The 21,574-nt window shown below is 63.2% G+C and carries 18 protein-coding genes; 8 read left to right on the top strand and 10 right to left on the bottom strand.

All coding sequences use genetic code 11. From position 1 onward, the window contains the following. Positions 1-71: 71 nt before the first annotated feature. The 6 genes from AC1D1L_RS01975 to AC1D1L_RS01950 form a co-directional block, all read right to left on the bottom strand. Positions 72-641, bottom strand: a complete 570-nt coding sequence (locus AC1D1L_RS01975) for a NifU family protein (RefSeq protein WP_112560600.1) — start codon at positions 639-641, stop codon at positions 72-74. Between the two features lie 277 nt (positions 642-918). Beyond that, on the bottom strand, positions 919-1,410 hold the full coding sequence (locus AC1D1L_RS01970; RefSeq protein WP_023672856.1) for a universal stress protein: 492 nt from the start codon (positions 1,408-1,410) through the stop codon (positions 919-921). Positions 1,411-1,603: 193 nt separating this feature from the next. Next, on the bottom strand, positions 1,604-2,671 hold the full coding sequence (trpS, locus tag AC1D1L_RS01965; RefSeq protein ID WP_477338363.1) for a tryptophan--tRNA ligase: 1,068 nt from the start codon (positions 2,669-2,671) through the stop codon (positions 1,604-1,606). 115 nt (positions 2,672-2,786) lie between these two features. Further along, complete coding sequence (murJ, locus tag AC1D1L_RS01960; RefSeq protein ID WP_477338361.1) at positions 2,787-4,394, bottom strand: murein biosynthesis integral membrane protein MurJ; 1,608 nt, start codon at positions 4,392-4,394, stop codon at positions 2,787-2,789. A 58-nt stretch (positions 4,395-4,452) separates the two neighbouring features. Continuing rightward, positions 4,453-7,248, bottom strand: coding sequence for a [protein-PII] uridylyltransferase (locus AC1D1L_RS01955; protein WP_477338359.1), 2,796 nt, complete (start codon positions 7,246-7,248; stop codon positions 4,453-4,455). Positions 7,249-7,281: 33 nt separating this feature from the next. After that, a complete protein-coding gene (locus AC1D1L_RS01950; protein WP_477338357.1) occupies positions 7,282-8,124 on the bottom strand; it encodes a glycosyltransferase family 25 protein in 843 nt (280 codons plus the stop codon). 187 nt (positions 8,125-8,311) lie between these two features. Here AC1D1L_RS01950 and AC1D1L_RS01945 point away from each other — a divergent pair, with 187 nt between their 5' ends. From AC1D1L_RS01945 to AC1D1L_RS01925, 5 genes are all read left to right on the top strand, one after another. Then, positions 8,312-10,825 carry a heavy metal translocating P-type ATPase gene (locus AC1D1L_RS01945; RefSeq protein ID WP_477338355.1) on the top strand — a complete coding sequence of 838 codons (2,514 nt, stop codon included), beginning with the start codon at positions 8,312-8,314 and terminating at the stop codon, positions 10,823-10,825. A 43-nt stretch (positions 10,826-10,868) separates the two neighbouring features. After that, entirely contained in the window at positions 10,869-11,261 is a 393-nt protein-coding gene (copM, locus tag AC1D1L_RS01940; RefSeq protein ID WP_477338353.1) for a CopM family metallochaperone, read from the top strand. Positions 11,262-11,415: 154 nt separating this feature from the next. After that, on the top strand, positions 11,416-12,195 hold the full coding sequence (locus AC1D1L_RS01935) for a hypothetical protein (protein ID WP_477338351.1): 780 nt from the start codon (positions 11,416-11,418) through the stop codon (positions 12,193-12,195). A gap of 98 nt (positions 12,196-12,293) precedes the next feature. Then, positions 12,294-13,139, top strand: a complete 846-nt coding sequence (locus AC1D1L_RS01930) for an aldo/keto reductase (RefSeq protein WP_477338349.1) — start codon at positions 12,294-12,296, stop codon at positions 13,137-13,139. A gap of 52 nt (positions 13,140-13,191) precedes the next feature. Further along, positions 13,192-13,950, top strand: coding sequence for an MBL fold metallo-hydrolase (locus tag AC1D1L_RS01925; protein ID WP_477338347.1), 759 nt, complete (start codon positions 13,192-13,194; stop codon positions 13,948-13,950). On the opposite strand, the gene AC1D1L_RS01920 is transcribed toward AC1D1L_RS01925, so the two are convergent. The 3 genes from AC1D1L_RS01920 to AC1D1L_RS01910 all read right to left on the bottom strand — a co-directional run bounded on the left by AC1D1L_RS01920 (position 13,947) and on the right by AC1D1L_RS01910 (position 15,689). Then, positions 13,947-14,522 carry a TetR/AcrR family transcriptional regulator gene (locus AC1D1L_RS01920; protein WP_477338345.1) on the bottom strand — a complete coding sequence of 192 codons (576 nt, stop codon included), beginning with the start codon at positions 14,520-14,522 and terminating at the stop codon, positions 13,947-13,949. The genes AC1D1L_RS01925 and AC1D1L_RS01920 overlap by 4 nt on opposite strands. An 8-nt stretch (positions 14,523-14,530) precedes the next feature. Continuing rightward, positions 14,531-14,995, bottom strand: a complete 465-nt coding sequence (locus tag AC1D1L_RS01915) for a nuclear transport factor 2 family protein (RefSeq protein WP_477338343.1) — start codon at positions 14,993-14,995, stop codon at positions 14,531-14,533. A 103-nt stretch (positions 14,996-15,098) separates the two neighbouring features. Beyond that, positions 15,099-15,689 (bottom strand): TetR/AcrR family transcriptional regulator, encoded by a 591-nt coding sequence (locus AC1D1L_RS01910; protein WP_477338341.1) that lies wholly within the window; start codon positions 15,687-15,689, stop codon positions 15,099-15,101. Positions 15,690-15,955: 266 nt separating this feature from the next. Between AC1D1L_RS01910 and AC1D1L_RS01905 the strand changes: the two genes are divergently transcribed. Beyond that, on the top strand, positions 15,956-16,771 hold the full coding sequence (locus tag AC1D1L_RS01905; RefSeq protein ID WP_477338743.1) for a DUF3313 domain-containing protein: 816 nt from the start codon (positions 15,956-15,958) through the stop codon (positions 16,769-16,771). 160 nt (positions 16,772-16,931) lie between these two features. Then, entirely contained in the window at positions 16,932-17,432 is a 501-nt protein-coding gene (locus AC1D1L_RS01900; RefSeq protein ID WP_477338339.1) for a methyltransferase family protein, read from the top strand. Here AC1D1L_RS01900 and mutS read toward each other — a convergent pair whose 3' ends face one another. Further along, positions 17,433-20,162 carry a DNA mismatch repair protein MutS gene (gene mutS, locus AC1D1L_RS01895; RefSeq protein WP_477338338.1) on the bottom strand — a complete coding sequence of 910 codons (2,730 nt, stop codon included), beginning with the start codon at positions 20,160-20,162 and terminating at the stop codon, positions 17,433-17,435. A 330-nt stretch (positions 20,163-20,492) separates the two neighbouring features. On the opposite strand from mutS, the gene AC1D1L_RS01890 reads away from it, so the two are divergent. Further along, a complete protein-coding gene (locus AC1D1L_RS01890) occupies positions 20,493-21,479 on the top strand; it encodes a glycosyltransferase (RefSeq protein WP_477338336.1) in 987 nt (328 codons plus the stop codon). Positions 21,480-21,574: the final 95 nt, after the last annotated feature.

Here is a 21,574-nt window from a genome sequence, read left to right as displayed (position 1 = left end):
CGGACGTCCCAAACAGAAAACCGGGCAATTTGGCCCGGTTTTTTGTTTTTGGAAGTATCGGTGTGAAGTGGTTAGGAAACCTGTTCGACCTGCTGCACTTCCGGAACAAAGTGGCGGAGCAGGTTCTGGATGCCGTGCTTCAGCGTCGCCGTCGAAGACGGGCAGCCGGCGCAGGCACCCTTCATGTGCAGGAACACGGTGCCGTTCTCGAAGCCGCGGAAGGTGATGTCGCCGCCATCCTGGGCAACCGCCGGGCGCACCCTTGTGTCGAGCAGTTCCTTGATGGTGATGACCAGTTCCTCGTCGGCCTTGTCGTAGAATTCGCCGGTCTGGCTGGTCTCGGCGGCGGGGCCGGCGTTGACCATGACGGGCGCGCCCGACATGAAATGCTCCATGATGGCGCCGAGGATGGCCGGCTTCAGATGCTGCCAGTCGGGACCGTCCTTGGTCACGGTGATGAAGTCATAGCCGAAGAAGACGCCGGTAACGCCGGGAATCTCGAACAGGCGGCCGGCCAGCGGCGAGGCGCTCGCTGCACTGTCGGCATCGCGGAAATCGGCGGTGCCTTCAACAAGCACTTCCTTGCCGGGCAGGAATTTCAGCGTTGCCGGGTTCGGCGTCGATTCGGTCTGGATGAACATGGCCGTCTCCGTGCCCCATTCGGGCAGCTAGTTTGGAATAATTCTAAATAGGCTCAATTGGCTGGACATTCAAGCGAAACGCATCGCTCAAACGGCTGGCTGGCGGAATGTTTTTGCTGGCCCTTACCGCAAACCGAGGTGCGTTGAGATTCAGGTCAGGCCGCGCTGAAAATGGTGGCTTTCGAGAACCGGAGCGGAGCGTACTTGAAGTACGTGAGCACCGGAAGCGCAGAAAGCTGCTATTTGCAGGCCGGCCTCACCTGAATATCAGCTCACCTCAGGCGAGGCTGTCGATCTCCTCATCGGACAAATTCTGCGGCACCACTGTGACCGGAATAGGGAAGGCAGCGCCCTTGCCGGCGACAGCACCGACCAGCGGTCCAGGCCCTTCCTTGCCGGCGCCTGCCGCCAGCACAAGGATGGCGATGTCCTGGTCTTCCTCGATCAGTTTGTGGATCTCCTCGGTCGGCTTGCCTTCGCGCACCACCATTTCGGGCTCTATGCCAAGCTTCTGGCGCACCTTGTTGGCATAGCCGTCGAGCGCCGCGCGCGCTGTGGCGTTGGCTTCCTCGCGCATGATCTTCTCAACACCCAGCCAGTGCTGAAAGTCGTCCGGCGTGATGATGTAGAGCAGCACCAGCGTGCCACTGGTGCTCTGCGCCCGCTTCGAGGCGTAGGCGACGGCGCGCTCGCACTCGGGCGTGTCATCGATGATCGTCAGGAATTTCCTGCGATGGCCGGCTTCGCGACTGAGGCGTTTGGAGACCATGTCTATCTACCTAGTGTCGTGATTTCGAAGTTCGCCTGATTTCGACATCGCGCTGTGAGCGAACTTCGAAATCACGACACCAGAAATCAATAGGTTACGAGTGTGTTTCCGGCCGCAATCTGCCACCGCGGCAGACCGGCGGCAAGCCGCCGGCCTTGTGCCAGTGTGGTGCAGTGCACTGTGACGGCCGGGCTCAGCCCTGCAGCAGGCCGATAATGTCGCGCACCGTCTTCATGGTGGTCTCGGCCAGCACGCCGGCGCGTTCGCCGCCGTCCTTCAGCACCGCATCGACATAGGCGCGGTCCCCCTCGATGCGGCGCATCTCGCCTGCGATCGGCGCCAGTTTTTCCACGGCAAGGTCGGCCAGCGCCGGCTTGAACACCGAAAACTGCTGGCCGCCGAATTCCTTCAGCACGTCGGCCTTCGACATTTCGGCCAGCCCGGCATAGATGCCGACCAGGTTTTCCGCCTCGGGTCGGCTTTCCAGTCCGTCGACCTCACTCGGCAAGGCCTCCGGGTCGGTCTTGGCCTTGCGGATCTTCTTCGAGATGGTGTCGGCATCGTCGGTCAAATTGATGCGCGACAGGTCGGACGGATCCGATTTCGACATTTTCTTGGAGCCGTCGCGCAGGCTCATGATGCGCGCTGCTGGGCCGCCGATGACCGGTTCGGTGATCGGGAAAAAGCCGTTCACGGTCTCTTCGCCGACCTGCATCTCGACGCCGACGCCAAGGCTGGCGATGCGGCTCGAAAAGTCGTTGTTGAACTTTTGCGCGATGTCGCGGGTCAGCTCCAGATGCTGCTTCTGGTCCTCGCCCACCGGCACATGGGTGGCGCGATAGAGCAGGATGTCGGCCGCCATCAGCGAGGGATAGGCGAGCAGGCCCAGCGAGGCATTCTCGCGGTCCTTGCCGGCCTTGTCCTTGAACTGCGTCATCTTGTTCATCCAGCCGATGCGCGCCACGCAGTTGAAGATCCAGGCCAGCTCGGCATGTTGCATCACCCGCGATTGGTTGAAGACGATGTGCTTCTTCGGGTCGATGCCGGAGGCAAGGAAGGCAGCGGTGATCGAGCGGGTCTGGTCGGCAAGGTCGTTATAAACGAGCTGTGCGGTCAGCGAGTGCAGGTCGACGACGCAATAGATGCAGTCGGACGTGTCCTGCAGGGCGACGAATTTCTTGATGGCGCCGAGATAGTTGCCGAGATGCAGATTGCCGGTCGGCTGGACGCCGGAAAAGACGAGCTGTTTGAAGGCGGTCATGATGTCCTCATGGCTTGTGGAGGGCCGTTTCGCACGCGGCGAAAGTCTTGCGACGGCGCGCTTATGGACGAAGACGCAACCGCGATCAAGACGGCGCCATTGCTGGAACGAAGCTCTATTCGTCCAGATCGGCCTTTGGCGCTGGCGCCGCTGCCTTGCCCGATCCGCGCTTCACATTGCGACGGATCATGCCGAAATCGGCGCCGCCGGTGGCAAAGGCGGTGACGAAATAGAGCAGCGCGCCGCCGGCCACCAGCGCCAGCAATGTCGTTGCCTTGATCACCAAGGGCGAGCCGGGGCCGAGCCTGACAGCCAGCCAGTGTTCGGCGAAATAGAGCGCCACCGCCATCACCGCCGCCGACAGCACCAGGCGCGGGATGCGCTTGAGCAGTGGCACGTCGCGCCCCCAATGGCCGCGCCGGATCAACACCGCAAGCAGCATCATAGCGTTGACCCAGCCGGCGACGGCCGATGCCACGGCAATGCCGGGCGCGCCCATCCTGGGAAACAGCGTCAGCGCTGTCGCGACGTTCACGCCCACCGAAATGGCGGCGAACATCATCGGCGTGCGCGTATCCTCGCGCGCGAAATAGCCGGGGGTGAAGGCCTTGATCAGCACGAAGGCCGGCAGTCCGAGGCCGAAGATCGCCAGGATCGCGGCAACCGTCGGCGTCGAGCCGTTGGCGGCGAAGGCGCCGCGCTCATAGACCAGCCGCACGATCGGCTCGGACATGACCCAGAGGGCTGCCGCCGCTGGCAAGGTCATGAACAAAGTGAACTCCACCGAGCGGTTCTGCAGATTGGCCGCCTCGACCAGATTGCCCGATTTCAGCGCCCGCGACAGTTCCGGCAACAGCACGATTGCCACCGCGACGCCGACGACACCGAGCGGCAGCTGGTAGATGCGGTCGGCGTAGGCCAGCGAGGACACGGCGCTGTCCTGCGCCGAGGCGATCGCCGTGCCGATCAACTGGTTGATCTGGGTGATGCCGCCGGTGATCGCCGCCGGCAGCGCCAGGATCAGCAGCCGCTTGACGTTGGGCGTCATCTTCGGCCGGCGAAAACCGATGGCGATACCGGCATTGCGCACCGCCACCCAGACGATGGCGAGCTGCACCAGGCCGGCCGCCAGCACGCCCCAGGACAGGCTGAAGCCGACATCATGCGCATCCATGCCGTGGTACCAGGCATAACCGAGAACGCTGATCAGGATGATGTTGAGGAAGGCGGGCGCAACGGCCGCCGCGAAGTAGCGGCGCAGCGAATTCAGCATGCCGGCCATCATGGCGGCCAGCGACATGCAGATGAGATAGGGGAACATGATCGTCGCAAGCAGGACGGTCGTCTCGAACTTGCCCGGCGTGTCGGCAAAGCCCGGCGCCACCAGATAGCGCACGATCAGCGGCATCGCCAGTTCCATGACGATGGTCAGCGCCAGCAGCGCCGAGAACAGCACGCCGAACACTTCCTCCGAAAAGCGCTTGGCGCCGTCGGTGCCGTGGGTCTCGATCTCCTTGGCAAACAGCGGCACGAAGGCGGCGTTGAACGCGCCCTCGGCAAACAGCCGGCGGAACGTGTTGGGAAACTGGAACGCGGCGTTGAAGGCGTCCGCCACCGGCCCGGTGCCGAGTGCGGCCGCCATCAGCATTTCGCGACCAAAGCCGAGCGCGCGGCTCATCAGCGTGCCGGATGCAACTGTGGCGAATTTCTTGACGAGGCTCATGCGCGCGGAGATTGCCTGGATGATTGGGAAAAAGGGGGTGATTGGGACAAAGTGATGGTCACTCGGCCGCCGCCTTGGCCTTGCCGCCGCGTTCGGGGGCCACGCCCTCGAGCGCTGTGATAAGCCTGGTGTGGATGGCGGCGGTGCGCGCCGGGCTGTCGATCTTCTGTCCCGTCAGGTCGGTGACATAGAAAGTGTCGATGACCTTCTCGCCGAAGGTGGTGATGTGGGCCGAGGCGATGTCGAGCGACAGGTCCGACAGCGCGCTGGTGATCTCCGACAACAGGCCCGGCCGGTCCAGCCCCTCGACCTCGATCACCGAAAACCGGTTCGACAGCGTGTTGCGGATCTCGGCGCGCGGCGGAATCTTGAACACCTTGGCGCCGCGCCGCGGCTTGGTGCGCTTCTCGATCATCTCCGGCAGCCAGCTCTTGCCCGACAGCACGTCCTCGATCAGCCTGCCGACGCGTTCGGCGCGGCGGCGCTCGTCCTCGTCGCGGTCGAACTCCCTGGAGATCAGGATGATGTCCAGCGCGCGGCCGTCGGATGTGGTGAAGATCTGCGCGTCGACGATGTTGCCGCCGGCCCCCGCACAGGCGCCGGCAATGACCGAAAGCAGGCGCGGATGGTCCTGCGCCAGGACGGTGATCTCGGTCACCGCTTCGAACTGGTGTGTCCTGACCACGGTGGCCAGCTTCTTGCCCGCCGCGTCCGCCTCGCGGATGAATTCGGCATGGCGCAGCTGATCGGCAAGATCGACGGTCAAGAGGTAATTCTCATAGTGCAGGCCGACATAGCGCTTGCGCGCCCTGTCCGGCCAGTCGGCAAGCGCCTCGGCCAGCCGTTCGCGTGATGCCGCCGTGCGCTTGGCGCGCGACACTTCCGAAAAACCGCCGGTCAACAAGAGTTCGGTCTCGTAGTAGAGCGTGCGCAGGAGCTGGCCTTTCCAGCCGTTCCAGACACCCGGTCCGACGCCTCTGATGTCGCAGACGGTGAGGATCAGCAGCATTTTCAGCCGTTCGACCGACTGCACGATTGCGGCAAAATCCTCGATCGTCTTGCGGTCGTTGAGGTCGCGCGTCTGCGCCGTCATCGACATGACGAGATGGTTCTCGACCAGCCAGGCGACGGTCTCGGTGTCGGCGGCCGACAGCCCCATATGCGGGCAGATGCGCCGCGCGATCCTTGCGCCGGCCTCGGAGTGATCCTCCGGCCGCCCCTTGGCGATATCATGCAAGAGCACGGCGACATAAAGCGCCTCGCGGCTCTTCTTCAGCCCCGGCATCAGCGTGTGCGACAGCGGATGCACCTTTTCGCCGTCGCCACGCTCGATCTCGGCCAGCACGCCGATGCAACGGATCAGGTGCTCGTCCACCGTATAGTGGTGGTACATCGAGAACTGCATCATGGCGACGATCTTGCCGAAGTCGGGGATCAGCTTGCCGAGCAGGCCGGCCTCGTTCATGCGCCGCAGATTGAGCTCGGCATTGCGGTCCGAGGTCAGGATGTCGAGAAACAGCCGGTTGGCCTCCTCGTCGCGCCGTAGCGACTTGTTGACGAGACCGAGCGAACGCGTGAGCAGCTTCAGCGCATCGGGATGGAATTCCAGCCCGTGCTTGTCGGCGAACCAGAACAGCCTGAGCAGATTGACCGGGTCGCGCTCGAACACCGTGTCGTCGGCGACGTTGATGCGATGGTTGTCGACGATGAAATCGGACGTGCCGGCCAGCTTGCGCTTGCGGCGCTGGAAGGTGAGGAAGATGCGGTTGAAGCCCGGCACGTGCTTGGCCTGCTCTTCCTCGAGCGCGGCGCAGAAGATGCGGGTCAGGTCGCCGACATCCTTGGCGACGAGAAAATAGTGCTTCATGAAGCGCTCGACCGCCGACAGGCCGGGATGGGTGGTGTAACCGAGACGCTCGGCGATTTCGCGCTGGATGTCGAAATGCAGCCGTTCCTCGGGCTTGCCGGTGAGGAAATGCATGTGGCAGCGCACCGCCCACAGAAAGTCCTCGGCCTTGAGGAACTCCCTGTATTCGGCCTCGGTGAAAACGGCCTTGTCGACCAACTCCTCGCCGGTGCGCACGCGATAGAAGTATTTCGCTATCCAGAACAGCGTCTGCAGATCGCGCAGGCCGCCCTTGCCGTCCTTGACGTTGGGCTCGACCAGATAGCGGCTTTCGCCGGCCTTGGCATGGCGCTCGTCGCGTTCGGCGAGCTTGGCCTGCACATATTCGGGTCCGGTGGTGCGTACCACTTCATGGTCGAAGCGGGTCAGCAATTCGTCAAAGAGCTTCTGCTCTCCCCATAGGAACCGGGCCTCCAGGATCGAGGTGCGGATGGTGATGTCGCTGCGCGACAGCCTCAGGCACTCATCGATGTTGCGGGTGGCGTGGCCGACCTTCAGCCCGAGGTCCCACAGCATATAGAGCATGTATTCGACGATCTGTTCGCCCCACGGCGTCTGCTTGTAGGGCAGCAGGAACAAGAGGTCGATGTCGGAACCCGGCGCCAGCGTGCCGCGGCCATAGCCGCCGACGGCAACGACGGCCATGCGTTCGGCGGTCGAGGGGTTTTTCACCCGATAGACATGGGTCGCGGCGAACTCGTAGAGGGCGCGGATGATCTCGTCCATGAGATGCGACAGCCGGGCAGCACAGGCCGCGCCGCTGCCATCGTCCATCAGCATGCGCTCGGCGACCTTGCGACCCTCGGTCAGGCGTCCCTTCAACAGCTTGAGCGCACCGACGCGCGCGCCGGACTCGGCGCCGTTGCCGGCCGAGGTCAGCGCCGTCATCTCGCGGCGTAGGGCGTCGCCGTCGATCAGCTCGTCGAGTTTGAGGGAGATTTTTGCCATAAGTTACCGGTTGGCCTCGCCTTTCGGCGGCGTCTATAGCGCGTTTTCACGGCGCTGTGTATGGGGCCGCCGGACGCGCCGGCCGCGATACTCGAACGGAATGACCTTCTCCTGCCGGAGCCGGAAGAGATCGGCGATTTGCCTCGCCAGTCGCCTTATCTCGATGCCTACCTTGGCTGCAATCGGCTTGTGGCGCCTTTTGCCCATCCCGCTTGCCACCCGTTCCTCCGCGCGCTCCTGCTTGAGCAGGCTCGGCAATTGCACTGGTCCTTCGCCAAGGTACTGAGCCTGCAGGCACAAAGCCGGCACAAGCTGATAAATGATCTTGTCGGACGAGGTCGCAAAACGCGGATTGAAGACGAGATGATCAACGGGAATGGCGATCTCATTCGCCGCGTCGATGAGGTCTCGGGCAGCCTGTCTCGACAGGATGTACCCGGCCGCGCCGATATGGACGGCGTGCAGCCTGCTCGCGGAAAAACCGTGGCCACAGGCAACCCCCTTGCGTGAAATCACTGTTCGATTGAAGAACGTTTCCAGCTTGACGATGTCCGCATCGGCGGGAATCCAGTCCGCACCGGCAAGCAGTGGGCCAGCCTTGTCGGCGAAGACGACATCGTCCTCGAAGATGGCGCCATAGGCGTCATCGCCCGCCGCGATCATCGACCAGCACTGTTTGTGACTGAGCAGGCAAGCGATCTCGGTGTCGGCCATACGCAAACGCTTTTTTCTTTGCGGCATTTCGGCCAGATCCGGCCGATCGCGCGCGTCGACGGCGACGACCCGTTCAAAGGCGACGCCGACGCGGGCGAACTCGGCCGACACATGGGCGAGGCGGTCGCGGGACCGATCGAGATTGATAACCAGGCATTTCATGTGGGTGGGTTCGATGCAGCGGATGCAGGTGGTCGCGTCCATAACATAGGAAAGAAATTGCGTAAGCGATTTTTCCCTCGATGCCGTCCGATGGCGGCCATGATCGAAAAGTGGAAATCGCCTCTTGACCTTCCAGTTACTGGAAGCACTACCTCCGCACCCAGACAGACATGAAGGCATTTATTCGATGGCGCATTCCGAGCATCACCACCACGCGCACACGGCCGATGGCGGCTGCTGTGCGGCAAAGGCGGCTGCGCCGACCGCCGAGGCCGTGGTGCGCGATCCCGTCTGCGGCATGAGCGTCGATCCGGCAGCGGGCAAGCCGTCGGTCGAGCATGGCGGTCGCCTCTTTCACTTCTGCAGCGAGAACTGCCGCACGAAATTCGTCGCTGAGCCTGAAAAATACCTGACCGCCACGGACCCGGTCTGCGGCATGAGCGTGGATCGTGCCACAGCCAGGCATTTCTTCCGCCACGAAGGCCAGGGTTTCTATTTCTGCTCGGCCGGATGCCAGGCGAAGTTTGAGGCCGAGCCGCAAAAATATCTCGGCGACAGGCTGGCACTGCTGCCAATGCCGAAAGGCACGCAATACACCTGCCCGATGCATCCCGAGATCATTCGCGACAAGCCCGGCTCGTGCCCGATCTGCGGCATGGCGCTGGAGCCGATGGGCGTTCCCACCGGCGATGAGGGCCCGAACCCTGAACTGGTCGACTTCACCAGGCGGTTCTGGGTCAGTACGGTGCTGTCCGTGCCGCTGCTGATCGTCGCCATGGCGCCGATGCTCGGCCTGACTTTCCAGGCCTTTGTCGACGAGCGCACGATGGTTTGGCTCGAACTGGCGCTGGCGAGCCCCGTCGTGCTGTGGGCGGCCTTCCCGTTCTTCCATCGCGGCTGGGATTCACTGGTCAATCGCAGCCCCAACATGTGGACGCTGATTTCGCTCGGTGTGGGTGCCGCCTATCTCTACAGCGTCGTGGCCACGCTGTTTCCGGACATCTTTCCGCATCAGTTCCGCGGGCATGGCGGCACCGTGCCGGTCTATTTCGAGGCCGCCGCCGTCATCGTCGCGCTGGTGTTCCTCGGCCAGGTCCTCGAACTGCGGGCCCGCGAAAAGACCGGCTCGGCCATTCGCGCGCTGCTCGACCTGGCGCCGAAGACGGCGCGGCTGCTGGGCGTGGATGGTTCCGAGACCGACGTGCCGCTCGACGCCGTCAAGGTCGGCGACAGGCTGCGCATCCGTCCAGGCGATGCCGTGCCGGTCGACGGCATCGTGCTTGAGGGTCGCTCCTCGGTCGACGAATCGATGATCTCGGGCGAGCCGCTGCCGGTCGAAAAGACCGAAGGCGATGCCCTGACCGGCGGCACGCTCAACAAAAACGGTTCGCTGATCATGCGCGCCGAAAAGGTCGGCGCCGAGACCACGCTTTCGCGCATCGTCGAGCTGGTGGCCAAGGCGCAGCGTTCGCGCGCGCCGATTCAAGGGTTGGCCGACCGCGTCTCCTTCTACTTCGTCCCCGCCGTCGTGCTGGTCGCGCTTGCTGCCTTTGCCGCATGGGCGGTCTTCGGCCCCGAGCCCAGCCTGATCTTCGCCATCGTCTCGGCGGTCTCGGTGCTGATCATCGCCTGTCCCTGTGCACTCGGCCTGGCGACGCCGATGTCGATCATGACCGCCACCGGCCGCGGGGCACATGCCGGCGTGCTGATCAAGGAAGCGGCCGCGCTCGAACGCTTTGCCTCGGTCGACACGCTGATTGTCGACAAGACCGGCACCTTGACCGAAGGCAAGCCTCGGCTGACCGATGTCGTCGCTGCCGAAGGCTCTTCGGAGAACGAATTGCTGGCGCTCGCCGCTGGCCTCGAAAAAGGCTCGGAGCATCCTTTGGCCGAAGCAATCGTCGGCGGCGCCGGTGAGCGTGGCCTGACAATCGAAGAGGCCAGTGGCTTCGAAGCCGTCACCGGCAAGGGCGTCTCCGGCACTGTGTCAACCCGCGAGGTCGCGCTCGGCAATGCCGCCATGATGGCCGATCTTGGTATCGATACCGCGTCCCTGTCGGCCAGGGCCGAGGCGCTGCAGGCCGAAGGCAACACCGTCATGTTCGTTGCCGTCGACAAAAAACTGGCCGGCATCGTCGCCGTCGCCGACCCGATCAAGGCAACGACGGCCGAGGCGATCCGGGCACTGCACGACAGGGGACTGAAGATCATCATGGCGACCGGCGACAATGAGCGCACGGCGCGCGCCATCGCCAAAAGCCTCGGCATCGACGAGGTGCGCGCCGGGCTGCTGCCGGAACAGAAGGCGGCATTGGTCGAGGAACTGCGCGCCAAGGGCGCTGGCATCGCCATGGCCGGCGACGGCGTCAACGATGCGCCGGCCTTGGCCGCCGCCGACGTCGGCATCGCCATGGGCACCGGCGCCGATGTCGCGGTCGAAAGCGCCGGCATTACGCTGGTCAAGGGCGATCTCAACGGCATCGTCAGGGCGCGAACGCTGGCCCAGGCGACGATCCGCAATATCCGCCAGAACCTGTTCTTCGCCTTCCTCTACAATGTGCTCGGCGTGCCGGTCGCCGCCGGCGTGCTCTATCCGCTCACCGGGACGTTGTTGTCGCCGATGCTGGCGGCGGCGGCGATGAGCCTGTCTTCGGTTTCGGTCATCGCCAACGCATTGCGGCTGAGGACATTGAAACTCTGAACTCAACCCCCAAATACGAAATCCAATCAACAGGAGATCATGGATGACCTTGGCTAAAAAGATCGTGCTTTTGCTGATGGCGGCGGGAATGCTGCTGGCCGTTTTCCTCGAAAGCGTTCCGGCGCAATCCGAGGAAATGAAACACGATATGGGCGCGATGGCGACAGACGCGACCGGTCCGTCGACCGAAGGCTACAAGGCGGCGATGGACAAGATGCATGCCGACATGATGGCCTCGCAATATACCGGCAATGCCGATGTCGATTTCGTGCGCGGCATGATCCCGCATCATCAGGGCGCGATCGACATGGCCAAGGTGGAACTCGCCAACGGCAAGGATCCTGAAATCCGCAAGCTGGCCGAAGGCGTCATCGCCGCGCAGGAAGCCGAGATCAAGCAAATGCAGGCCTGGCTCGCCGCCCATCCGGTCAAGTAGGGTATCGGCGGCCGCAGCGGAATATCCTTTCTGGATGTCTCCCGCTCGCTATAGTGCCGGCGTTAGGACTCAGGCATGTCGTCAAGACGGTCGAGGCGTCGAAGAAATGTGGCAAGAGGGCCAGAATCATGGATAGCGCCAGGCAGTTGCCATCTTGCCCGTGATCCTGGCCTTTAAGCTTGCCACTGCGCCGGTTCTTATCCTTTGCCTTACGCTGCTGAGTCGCAAATACGGCCCCGCTGTAGGCGGAATGCTTATGGGCGTTCCGCTGATAACCGGACCGATCTCGGTCTTTACGGCGCTGGAGCATGGCGCTTCGTTTGCGCAGCACGCAGCGGTGGCAAATTTCGTCGGCCAGGTTTCGACGTGCATCTTCTGTTTTACCTATGCGCTGCTGGCAAAGCGGCTCAATGTGGCCATGACCGTTCTGTGCAGCGCAGGCGCGTTTTTTGCAGCGACATTGATCTGGAATGAATTCGAATGGACTGTCGCATCCGGATTGGGGTTGCTTCTGGCAGCGATCCTGCTTTTCATGGCCATATTGAAGCCTGTGAACATTGACGCCGCTGCAAAGGTCACGATCCGTTTTGATCTCACTCTGCGGATGCTGGTATCAGCTGCCTTCGTGCTTCTGATCACTTTCTTGACAGGGCATGTCGGCGCAAAGCTAAGCGGCCTGCTTGCGCCATTTCCGGTTTTCGTTCTGATCCTGAGCGTTTTTACCCACCATCAGATGGGAGCGGGTGCCGCATCAAATCTTGTTCGAGGGGTGATCACTGGCTCGTTTTCGTTTGCCGCGTTCTTCGCCGTGGTGGCAGTCTGGCTGGACAACCTTGGCATTGCTGTCACCTATTCAGCGGCGGCACTCGCGAGTGCGATGGTAAGTGGATTGGTCCATCTGATCCTCCACCGTTCAACCGCATCTGCCGCATAGGAGGCTTTGTCGAACAATCGCCTGGACGAAGATGAGGAGCTTCAGTCTGGATTTCCCACGGCGGCTATGCCGCGATCTGACTTCACACGGAGGTGGCCATGTCATCTAAAATCAGAACCACCACGCTGCCTTCGGGCGAGGCTGTCCAGGTGCTGGGACAAGGTACGTGGAAGACGGGCGAGGATTCCCGCCGCCGTGCCGGCGAGGTCAACGCCCTGAAGCTCGGGCTGGACCTCGGCATGACGCTGATCGACACCGCCGAAATGTATGCCAGCGGCGGTGCCGAGGAAGTGGTGGCCGAGGCCATTGCCGGACGGCGCGACGAGCTGTTTCTCGTCTCCAAGGTGCTGCCGTCCAATGCTTCGCGCGCAGGCGTGACGCGGGCCTGCGAAGACAGCCTGAAGCGCCTGGGCACCGACCGCATCGATCTCTATCTCCTGCATTGGCCGGGCAGCGTGCCTCTGTCTGAAACGGTCGGCGCTTTCGAGGCGTTGAAAAAAGCCGGCAAGATCCGCCATTGGGGCGTCAGCAATTTCGACACCGACGACATGGAGGAGCTGACCGAGCTGTCGTCCGGAGATCATGTCCAGACCAATCAGGTGCTCTACAATCTGTCGCGGCGCGGCCCCGAATTCGACCTTGCGCCATGGAGCCGGCGGCGTGGCATTCCGCTGATGGCCTATTCGCCGGTCGAGCAGGGCGCGCTGGCGCGCAATGCCAGGCTGGAAACCATTGCCGCACGCCACAACGCCACCGCAGCGCAGATCGCGCTGGCCTGGGTGATTGCACAACCAGGCGTCATCGCCATTCCGAAAGCCAGCAGCCAGGACCATGTTCGCCTCAATGTCGCCGCGCTCGACATCAAGCTGACAGCTGAGGATTTCACCGAGCTCGACCGCGCCTTTCCGCCGCCGACGCGCAAGCGCGGGCTGGAGATGATCTAGATTGGAACGGATTTCGGCCGGCCATCTTCATACGGCGTATAGAGTCGGAGCAATGACGGTCACGTCACTGCGCGACGGCTATGTCGACATGCCGGTAAGGCGACTGCGCCAGCCGGGAGACATTGCATTCGGCAATGACCTGCCGTCGCAGGTATCACTCGTCGACGGTGCGCTCAGGCTATCGGTCAACGCGTTTGCCATCGATGACGGCAACGACATCACGCTCATCGACACGGGCTCCTCGAACGCCTGGCACTCGACAATGGGGCATCTGCCCGAGGCGCTGCGCGAGGCGAAGATCGCCACTGGGCGGATACGGACCGTTGCTTTCACCCATACCCATCTCGACCATATCCACGGGCTGATCCTTGCCGATGGTGGCGACGGCTTCCCGCAACTCTCTCGTCTGCTTGTCCCGCGAGCTGAACTCGACATGTTCCGGGAAGTGGCGAGGCTGGAACGCTTCCACGACCGAGCACAGCCCTTCGACGCCGGACAGCGTCTGGGCGCGAACATCGAGACCATCGCCGCCGCCGGCCATGAAGCGGGGCACACGTGCTTTCGCGTGACGAGCGCCGGCGAAACACTGTTGATTTGGGGCGACACCGTGCATGTGCCGTCGCTTCAGTTCGATCGCCCGGAGATCGCCTGGGAATTCGACGCCGACCGGGAGCAGGCGCGCGCAAGCCGATTGCGACTGTTGGCCCTTGCCGCCGACAACGCCTGCTTCGTTGCGGGAGCGCATCTCGATTCACCGGGAGTCGGCCGGGTTTTTCGAACCGAGACAGGCTTCCGCTTCGAACCTGTCTAGATATCGTCGCCTGCTGTCAGCCCCAACCGCATGCGCGTCCTACGCAGCGCGCGCGAAAACATGCCGGCATCGTCGACGGCGCGGGCAAGCGTGAGCGCGCCCTGGATGGCGGCGACGGCTTCTTCGGCAAGCTCGGCCGCCTCGGTCGTTCCGTGCCCATCTCGCGCCAGCGCATCGGCGAGGTGCCCGACCCAGCGGCCGAAATAGTTCCTGATCTGGCTGGCGAAGAGATCGCGCGATTCCTCCAGCGCGAAGGCGCCGATAAGGCACACCCGGCGCCCCGAGCGGAAATAGCTGTCGGTCGCCTCGAACATATGCTCGATCCCGGCTCGTGGATCGGTGCCGTCGCGCAAGGGTGCGAAGACATTGTCCTCGAACCAGCCGTCGATATGGGCGATGACGGCCCCTGCCATCTCTTCCTTGCCGCTGGGGAAGAAGTGGTAAAGGCTTCCCTTGCCCAGCCCCGTCGCCGCGCCGATCAGCGCGATGCTCGCGCCCTTATAGCCGTGTTCGCGAAAGACCTCAGCCACCATCGCCAGCAGCTGGTCGCGGTTGGGTGCGATGCGCCGCATTAGCGACTTTACAGCCCGAGTTCGGTCAGGCCCGGATGGTCGTCGGGCCGGCGGCCGAGCGGCCAGTGATATTTGCGATCGGCCTCAGTGATCGGCAGGTCATTGATGCTGGCGACGCGGCGGCGCATCAGCCCGGCTTCGTCGAATTCCCAGTTCTCATTGCCGTAGGAGCGGAACCAGTGGCCGCTGTCGTCGCGCCATTCACAGGCAAAGCGCACCGCGATGCGGTTGTCGTTCCAGGTCCACACTTCCTTGATCAGACGGTAGTCGAGCTCACGCGCCCATTTGCGCTTGAGGAAGCCGACGATCTCGCTTCTGCCGGAAACAAACTCGGCGCGGTTGCGCCAGGTGCTGTCCTCGGTATAGGCGAGCGAAACCCGCTCGGGGTCGCGGCTGTTCCAGGCGTCCTCCGCAAGGCGCGCCTTCTGCGCTGCCGTTTCGGCCGTGAATGGCGGCAAGGGCGGACGGCTCATGGAAATCTCCTGTCGGTTTCGATCCTCGATAGCCGACATTGTACCGATCGGTACAATCAGTCAACACAGCTGTGCCCTTTGCGACGGCCTCAGGTGGCTGGACTTATCGAACCTCGGCTTTCAGCGTTTCAAAGGCATCCCGGACATATCCGGTCAGCGGCTGCCTGGCGTTTTGCTGCTGAAATGTTTCGATGGCCAGGCGAAACGCGGCGACTGCCACCAGGGAGACCAGTCGCAGACTGTTGCGTGCCTGGTCCGGCCGCAACTCGCATAACCCATCGAAAATGGCTTGCTCGAACTGCAGGTAGCCCGTGTGCCTGCGCGAGCGCAGCGTCTTGCTTTCCCGCATGACCTTGGCCGTCGCCATCATTTCTGCACCCTGGAAGCTGCCGACAAGATTGAGCAATGCGTCACGGGCGATGTCGATTGCCATTCCGGTTGGTGGCTCGGCAAGGACCGACGCTTTGACCACGCTTGCGTAGTGGCTCAAAGACGCAAACAGAACCTCATCCTTGCTCTTGAAATAGTGGAAGAACGTCCGGCGCGAGATGCCGGCGGCTGCAGCTATCTCGTCAAGCGTGGTCGCGTCGTAGCCATTGGCCAGGAAAGCGTCAAGGCCGGCTTCGGCGATGCGGTGGGACGTTTCTCGCCGCTTCCGCTCGCGCAGGCCTTCTGATTTTGGCGCGTCGTTCATGGAGCGCTCCTGCCATGATCGTTCCTCAAATGCGACAAGAAATTTGGTGCACATTCAAGCCCCGTCATCACACCTCGCCATAATGGCGCCATCAATTTATTGCACTGAGTGCAATTATTGCCGCTCCCCACACACGCCCCGCCGGGCGCACCCATGCAGAGGCATCCATGGCAGCTTGCTTGCGTTCCTGTCGCGAGGCTCACATCAGTCGTGGTTCGGGCGATCCGCGCGCATGCCGCGCGGACCACCGCATAATATGGCCGTTTGTGCTGACCTTGAGCCTGCTCGCAGTAGGCTGCGCGTCTGCGCCCCTGGATCAGGTAGGCTCACTGCAATCCTATGACGAGTTGAAACCGTCGGATGGCTTGTTAGTCCGCTCACTAATGCGGGTTAGCAAGGACGACGTGCTTGCGGGAAAAACCGTTCGGATCATTCCGACGGGCTTTTCGCAACCCGCCGCCGGGAAATCGACATTGTCCCAAGCGCAGCGCAGCCTTGTCGCCAACGCTGTGGACAGGACGCTCTGCTTGGGCTTGAGCCAGCGCTTCCGGGTGGTCGATCTGACCGAGCCCGCTGACCTGACGGTCCACGCCACGGTGACGCACGTGACGCCGACGAACGCTTTGGCGGTCGGCGTTTCGAAAGTTGCCTCGACGGCGGTTTCCGTCGCACTGCCTGATATGCGGGTTCCGCTTCCTCGTCTGCCGATCGGATTGGGCAGCCTGTCACTCGAAGCCGAAGCGATTGGTGACAACGGCAAACAGGCGGCGGCCATGATCTGGGGGCGCGGCGCGAACGCCTTGTTGGATTCCGGCCGGGTCGCCCGCGAGGGCGACGCCTACAACCTGGCGGCGAAGTTCGGCGACGATTTCAGCAAGCTCCTGGTCACCGGCAAGACGCCGCTGAACAAGCTGCCCTCGCTGCCGACCAGGGCGGAGTTGCGCGCCATGTTCGGCGGCGGGCCGAAATATCCGGCCTGCAAGGCATTCGGCAAATCGCCCGGACTGGTCGGCTTCCTCGGCGATCGGATGGGATTGCCGCCAGCCTGGACCGACAAGGGAGCCGCGGTGCGTGACGACTGAGGCGGTGACGCAAATGCAGAGGAAGTCCCCGATGCCGGTTCCCCCAACGGCTTTTCAACAAGGCAGAAGGATGCGCTTCCTTTGGCTGGTTGCTCCCGTTGTCCTGGCGCCGGCCCTGCTTGCGGAGAGTGGGTGGCCGCAAGGCAGCACCTCTCGCGAAATGCTGGAATTTGTAGGTACCGTGCTGGTCCTCATCTGTATCGGCGGCCGCTGTTGGGCATCGCTGTATGTTGGCGGACGCAAGAACCGTGAACTCGTCACAACCGGCCCCTATGCCTATACGCGCAACCCCCTCTATTTCTTCTCGGCCCTTGGACTGGCTGGCGTTGGGCTGACATTCGGATCGCTGATCCTTTCGGCGTTTCTCTTTGCCTTCACCTGGCTGGTCTTTTCCTATGTCGCGGCGCGCGAAGTGGTCGCGCTGGATGCGATCTTTGGCGAGGCCTATCGGCGCTATCGTCGAAGCGTGCCGGCCTTCTTTCCCCGGCTGCGGCGCGATTACGACGGCGTCTTGGATCCGTCTCCCATCACGTTCGACTCGGTGGTGCTGAAGCGGACCGCTATCGACAGCTCTTACTTCCTTGTGGCGATACTGGCGGTCGAATTGCTCGGCTGGCTCCATTCGGCAAGGCTGGTGACGCCGATCTTCCGATTGCTTTGATTACCGGCCCGCCAGCCCCTTCAGCCGGTAGAGCGCCTCCAGAGCCTCGCGCGGCGTCATCTCGTCGGGGTTGATCTCGCCGATTGCAGCGCCCAGAGCATCGCTCTTCGCCGGCTTGGGCGCTTCCCGCCTCGCCGCCACCGAAAACAGCGGCAGATCGTCTACAAGCCGGTTGGCCTTGCCCGAAACCTCGCCTTCTTCCAACTGGTGCAGCACCTCTTTGGCGCGACCGACGACTGCCTCGGGCAGTCCGGCCAAGCGGGCCACTTGCACGCCGTAGGAACGGTCGGCGGCACCCTTGCCGACCTCGTGCAGGAAGACCACGTCGCCTTCCCATTCCTTGACCCGCATGGTGACATTGGAGAGGCGCGGCAGTTTGCCGGATAGCGCCGTCATCTCATGGAAATGGGTGGCAAAGATCGCCCGGCAGCGGTTCTTTTCGTGCAGGTACTCGACCGCCGCCCAGGCAATCGACAGGCCATCGAACGTCGCGGTGCCGCGGCCGATTTCATCCAGGATCACCAGCGCTCGTTCGCCGGCCTGGTTGAGGATCGCCGCCGTCTCGACCATCTCGACCATGAAGGTCGAGCGACCGCGCGCCAGATCGTCCGAGGCACCGACGCGCGAGAACAGCCGGTCGACAACGCCGATATGGGCTGACGTTGCCGGCACGAAGGAGCCGGTCTGAGCGAGGATTGCGATCAGCGCATTTTGCCGCAGGAAGGTCGACTTGCCGCCCATGTTCGGGCCGGTCAAGAGCCAGATGGCGCCGGCTTTGGCGCCGCCTTGCGGCGACAGATCGCAATCATTGGCGACGAACGGCCCTTCGCCTGAACGCCGCAGCGCCTGTTCCACCACTGGATGGCGTCCGCCCGAGATGTCGAAGGCAAGGCTGGAGTCGACCAGCGGCCGGCACCAGGCTTCGCTCTCCGACAACAGCGCAAGGGCTGCCGACACGTCGAGCACGGCGAGCGCATCGGCGCCGGCGCGGATCTTTTGCGCCTCGCCGACCGCCTCGGTCGTCAGTGTGTCGAAGGCGGCAAGCTCGATGCTCAGGGCCCGGTCGGCGGCATTGGCGATCTTGGTCTCGAGCTCTGCAAGCTCGGTCGTCGTGAAGCGCATGGCGTTGGCCATGGTCTGGCGATGGATGAAGCGCGCCTTGGCGCCGTCGCTGCCGGTCATGATCGAGTGGTGGTTGGCGGTCACCTCGATGTAATAGCCCAGCACATTGTTGTGCCGGATTTTAAGTGAGCGGATGCCGGTCTCCTCGATCAGCGAGCGCTCCAGCCCTGCTATGACCTTGCGTGATTCGTCGCGCAGGGCCCGCATTTCGTCGAGTTCGGCATGGTAGCCGCCGCGCACGAAGCCGCCGTCGCGTCGGAGCAGCGGCAGTTCCTCGCCGAGCGCCTGGGTCAAATGCTGGGCCAGCGATCCAGGCAACGCTTGAATAGCAGCAAGGGCTTCCGCCAATTCATGTGGCAAAGTGGTGGTCGCGAAGATTTCGGCGATCGCGCCCGCCGCCTCGAAACCGGCGCGCAGCGCGTCGAGGTCGCGCGGCCCGCCGCGGTTGAGCGCCAGCCGCGACAGCGCGCGCGGCATATCGGCGACGCCCTTGAGGCTTGACCGTACCGCCTGGCAAACCTGAGTCTCCGCACGGAAGAACGACACCGAATCGAGCCTGGCCGCAATCGCCGCCGGATCGGTCAGCGGCGCCATCAGCCGGTCGGCCAGCAGTCTGGCGCCGCCGCCGGTCACCGTGCGGTCGATCGCCTTGAACAGCGAGCCGTCGCGGCTGCCGGACAGCGTGCGCAACAGTTCCAGATTGCCGCGCGTCGCCGGATCTATGAACAGCGTCGAGCCCTGCTCCTCGCGTTCGGGGCGTGAAAGCGGCGGCCGCTCGGCCTTCTGCGTCTTTTCGACATAGGCGATCGCTCCGGAGATCGCCGACAGTTCGGCGCGCGAGAAGGCGCCGAAACTGTCCGGCGTCGCCACCTCGAAGAAACGCGCGATGCGCCCCGCGGCGGAAGCCGAATCGAACAGCGAAGGCGGCTGCGGACTGGCAACACGGCCGATGACGTCGAACACCGCCTTCAGCTCGGGATCGTAAAACACTGGCTCGGCGACAATCAGCTCGCGCGGATCGACGCGGAAAATATCGGCCAGCAGGCGGTCGGCCGTGGTCTCGGCAACGCGAAAAACGCCGGTCGAGATATCGATCCAGGCCAGCGCAAAGGCGTGTTCGCTGCTGCCGCCCTTCACCCGTCCCAGCGCCATCAGGAAGCTTGATTCCGATGGCGCCAGCAGTTTGTCCTCGGTGATGGTGCCGGGCGTGACCAGCCGCACCACGTCGCGGCGCACCACCGACTTGCCGCCGCGCTTTCTCGCTTCCGCCGGGTCCTCGATCTGCTCGCAGACGGCAACGCGAAAACCTTGGCCGATCAGCTTCTGCAGATAGTCGTCGGCCGCATGCACCGGCACACCGCACATAGGAATGTCATGGCCCTGGTGCTTGCCGCGCTTGGTCAAAACGATGCCCAGCGCCCGGCTCGCCTTCTCGGCATCGTCGAAGAACAGCTCGTAGAAATCGCCCATGCGGTAGAACAGCAGCGAATCCGGGTTCGCCGCCTTGATCTCGATATACTGCTCCATCATCGGCGTGACGCTGCCGGAGGCGGGCGCCGACGGTGTCACCTCGGGGGCGTCGGTTTCTGCTGAAGTGTGCATGTTCATGCCGGCACGCTAGCAGATGTGGCCGAGCGGTTTAATGCCGGCGGCACGAAAAGCAGGGGACGACCGGGCCTCTCTCGCCATTGACAGGCAGCGCCGCCGGCATTGCAAGACGCTGGTGGTCGGCATAATCATCCATCGGGGTTGGTGAGGCGGATTATGGACGGGGTTGGCCGGAAATCGTTTGAGGAAACGTTCGGGGCGACCGGCTCGCCGACCGATCGCATGAGGCAGCATGCCGGCCGGGCGCTTGACCGCCTCAAGCGTTCGGCACGCAAGCGCTTGCCTTTTCTGCTTCCGCGAAGCGGCCCTCTGTCCGATCTCGATGGTGACATGCAGGTGGCCATTCATCTGGTCAGCCACGATCCACTGATCATCTACACACCGATCGGCGGACAGCGGCCGCTCGCAACCATCGCCGCCATCGGCCGGCGGCTGGCCTCGCGGCGGGCCGCATTCCTCATGATGCCGAGTTGGACACTCGAACGACCGCATATCGTTGAACAAATAGGCGGAGATCTCGCTTGGTATCGCCAGCGCTTCCCGCTGCATGAGCTGATTTTTCTGTGCAACACCGAGGAGGAACGCCGACGTGTCATCGCGGTCGGAGGCACGGCGATCTTTTCCAATCACAATCTGATGGTCTCGGAGGACATTTTCCGACCTTTGCCTGAGGTTCCGGTCGAATTCGACGCCGTCTACAATGCCCGCATCTCGTACACCAAGCGTCATTATCTCGCCTTCGACGTCGAAAGATTGCTCCATATCACTGTATCGATCGGCGAATTGCCCGCCTCCGGCGATCGCGCCTTCATTCGACGCCTGCAGGCTCAGTCGCCTCTGCATCATATTGCCAACCCGATCGTCGATGGCCTCACCGACCGGCTGACGCCGCAGCAGGTCAATCGCGCCTACAACCAGGCCGCGGTTGGGCTGTGCCTGTCGGCGGCGGAAGGGGCGATGTGTTCCAGCATGGAGTATATGATGGCCGGACTGCCGGTGGTGAGCACGCCAAGCCTTGGCGGCCGCGATGTCTATTTCGACCCAGACTATTGCATCATCGCCGAGCCTGAGCCGGCGGCGATCCGGCGCGCGGTCGAAGAATTGCGTGACCGCGCCATTCCGCGCGAAGAGATCCGTGCACGCACAATGGCGAAGGTGTGGCCTCAGCGGGGGGAACTCATGGCTTTCCTGTCGGCGTTGCGCGAACGCATGGGAAGCACGGAGCCGCCGCTTTCCGAATGGCCCTTCCCCGGGACCAGAACGCTGCGTCGGTGGGCGACGGTGCGCCAGCATGCCCGGGAGATCGCAGCGCTGTAGAAACGCGGCATCGGCATCGAGCGATCTGGTGCGCGTTGAAGCAGCTTCGCCGCGCTTGGCGGTTTACAGCGGTGGCGTGTAGCCTTAATCCGGAA

Source organism: Mesorhizobium sp. P2_D6 (assembly GCF_056404315.1).
This window is presented reverse-complemented; position numbering and strand designations above follow the sequence as displayed.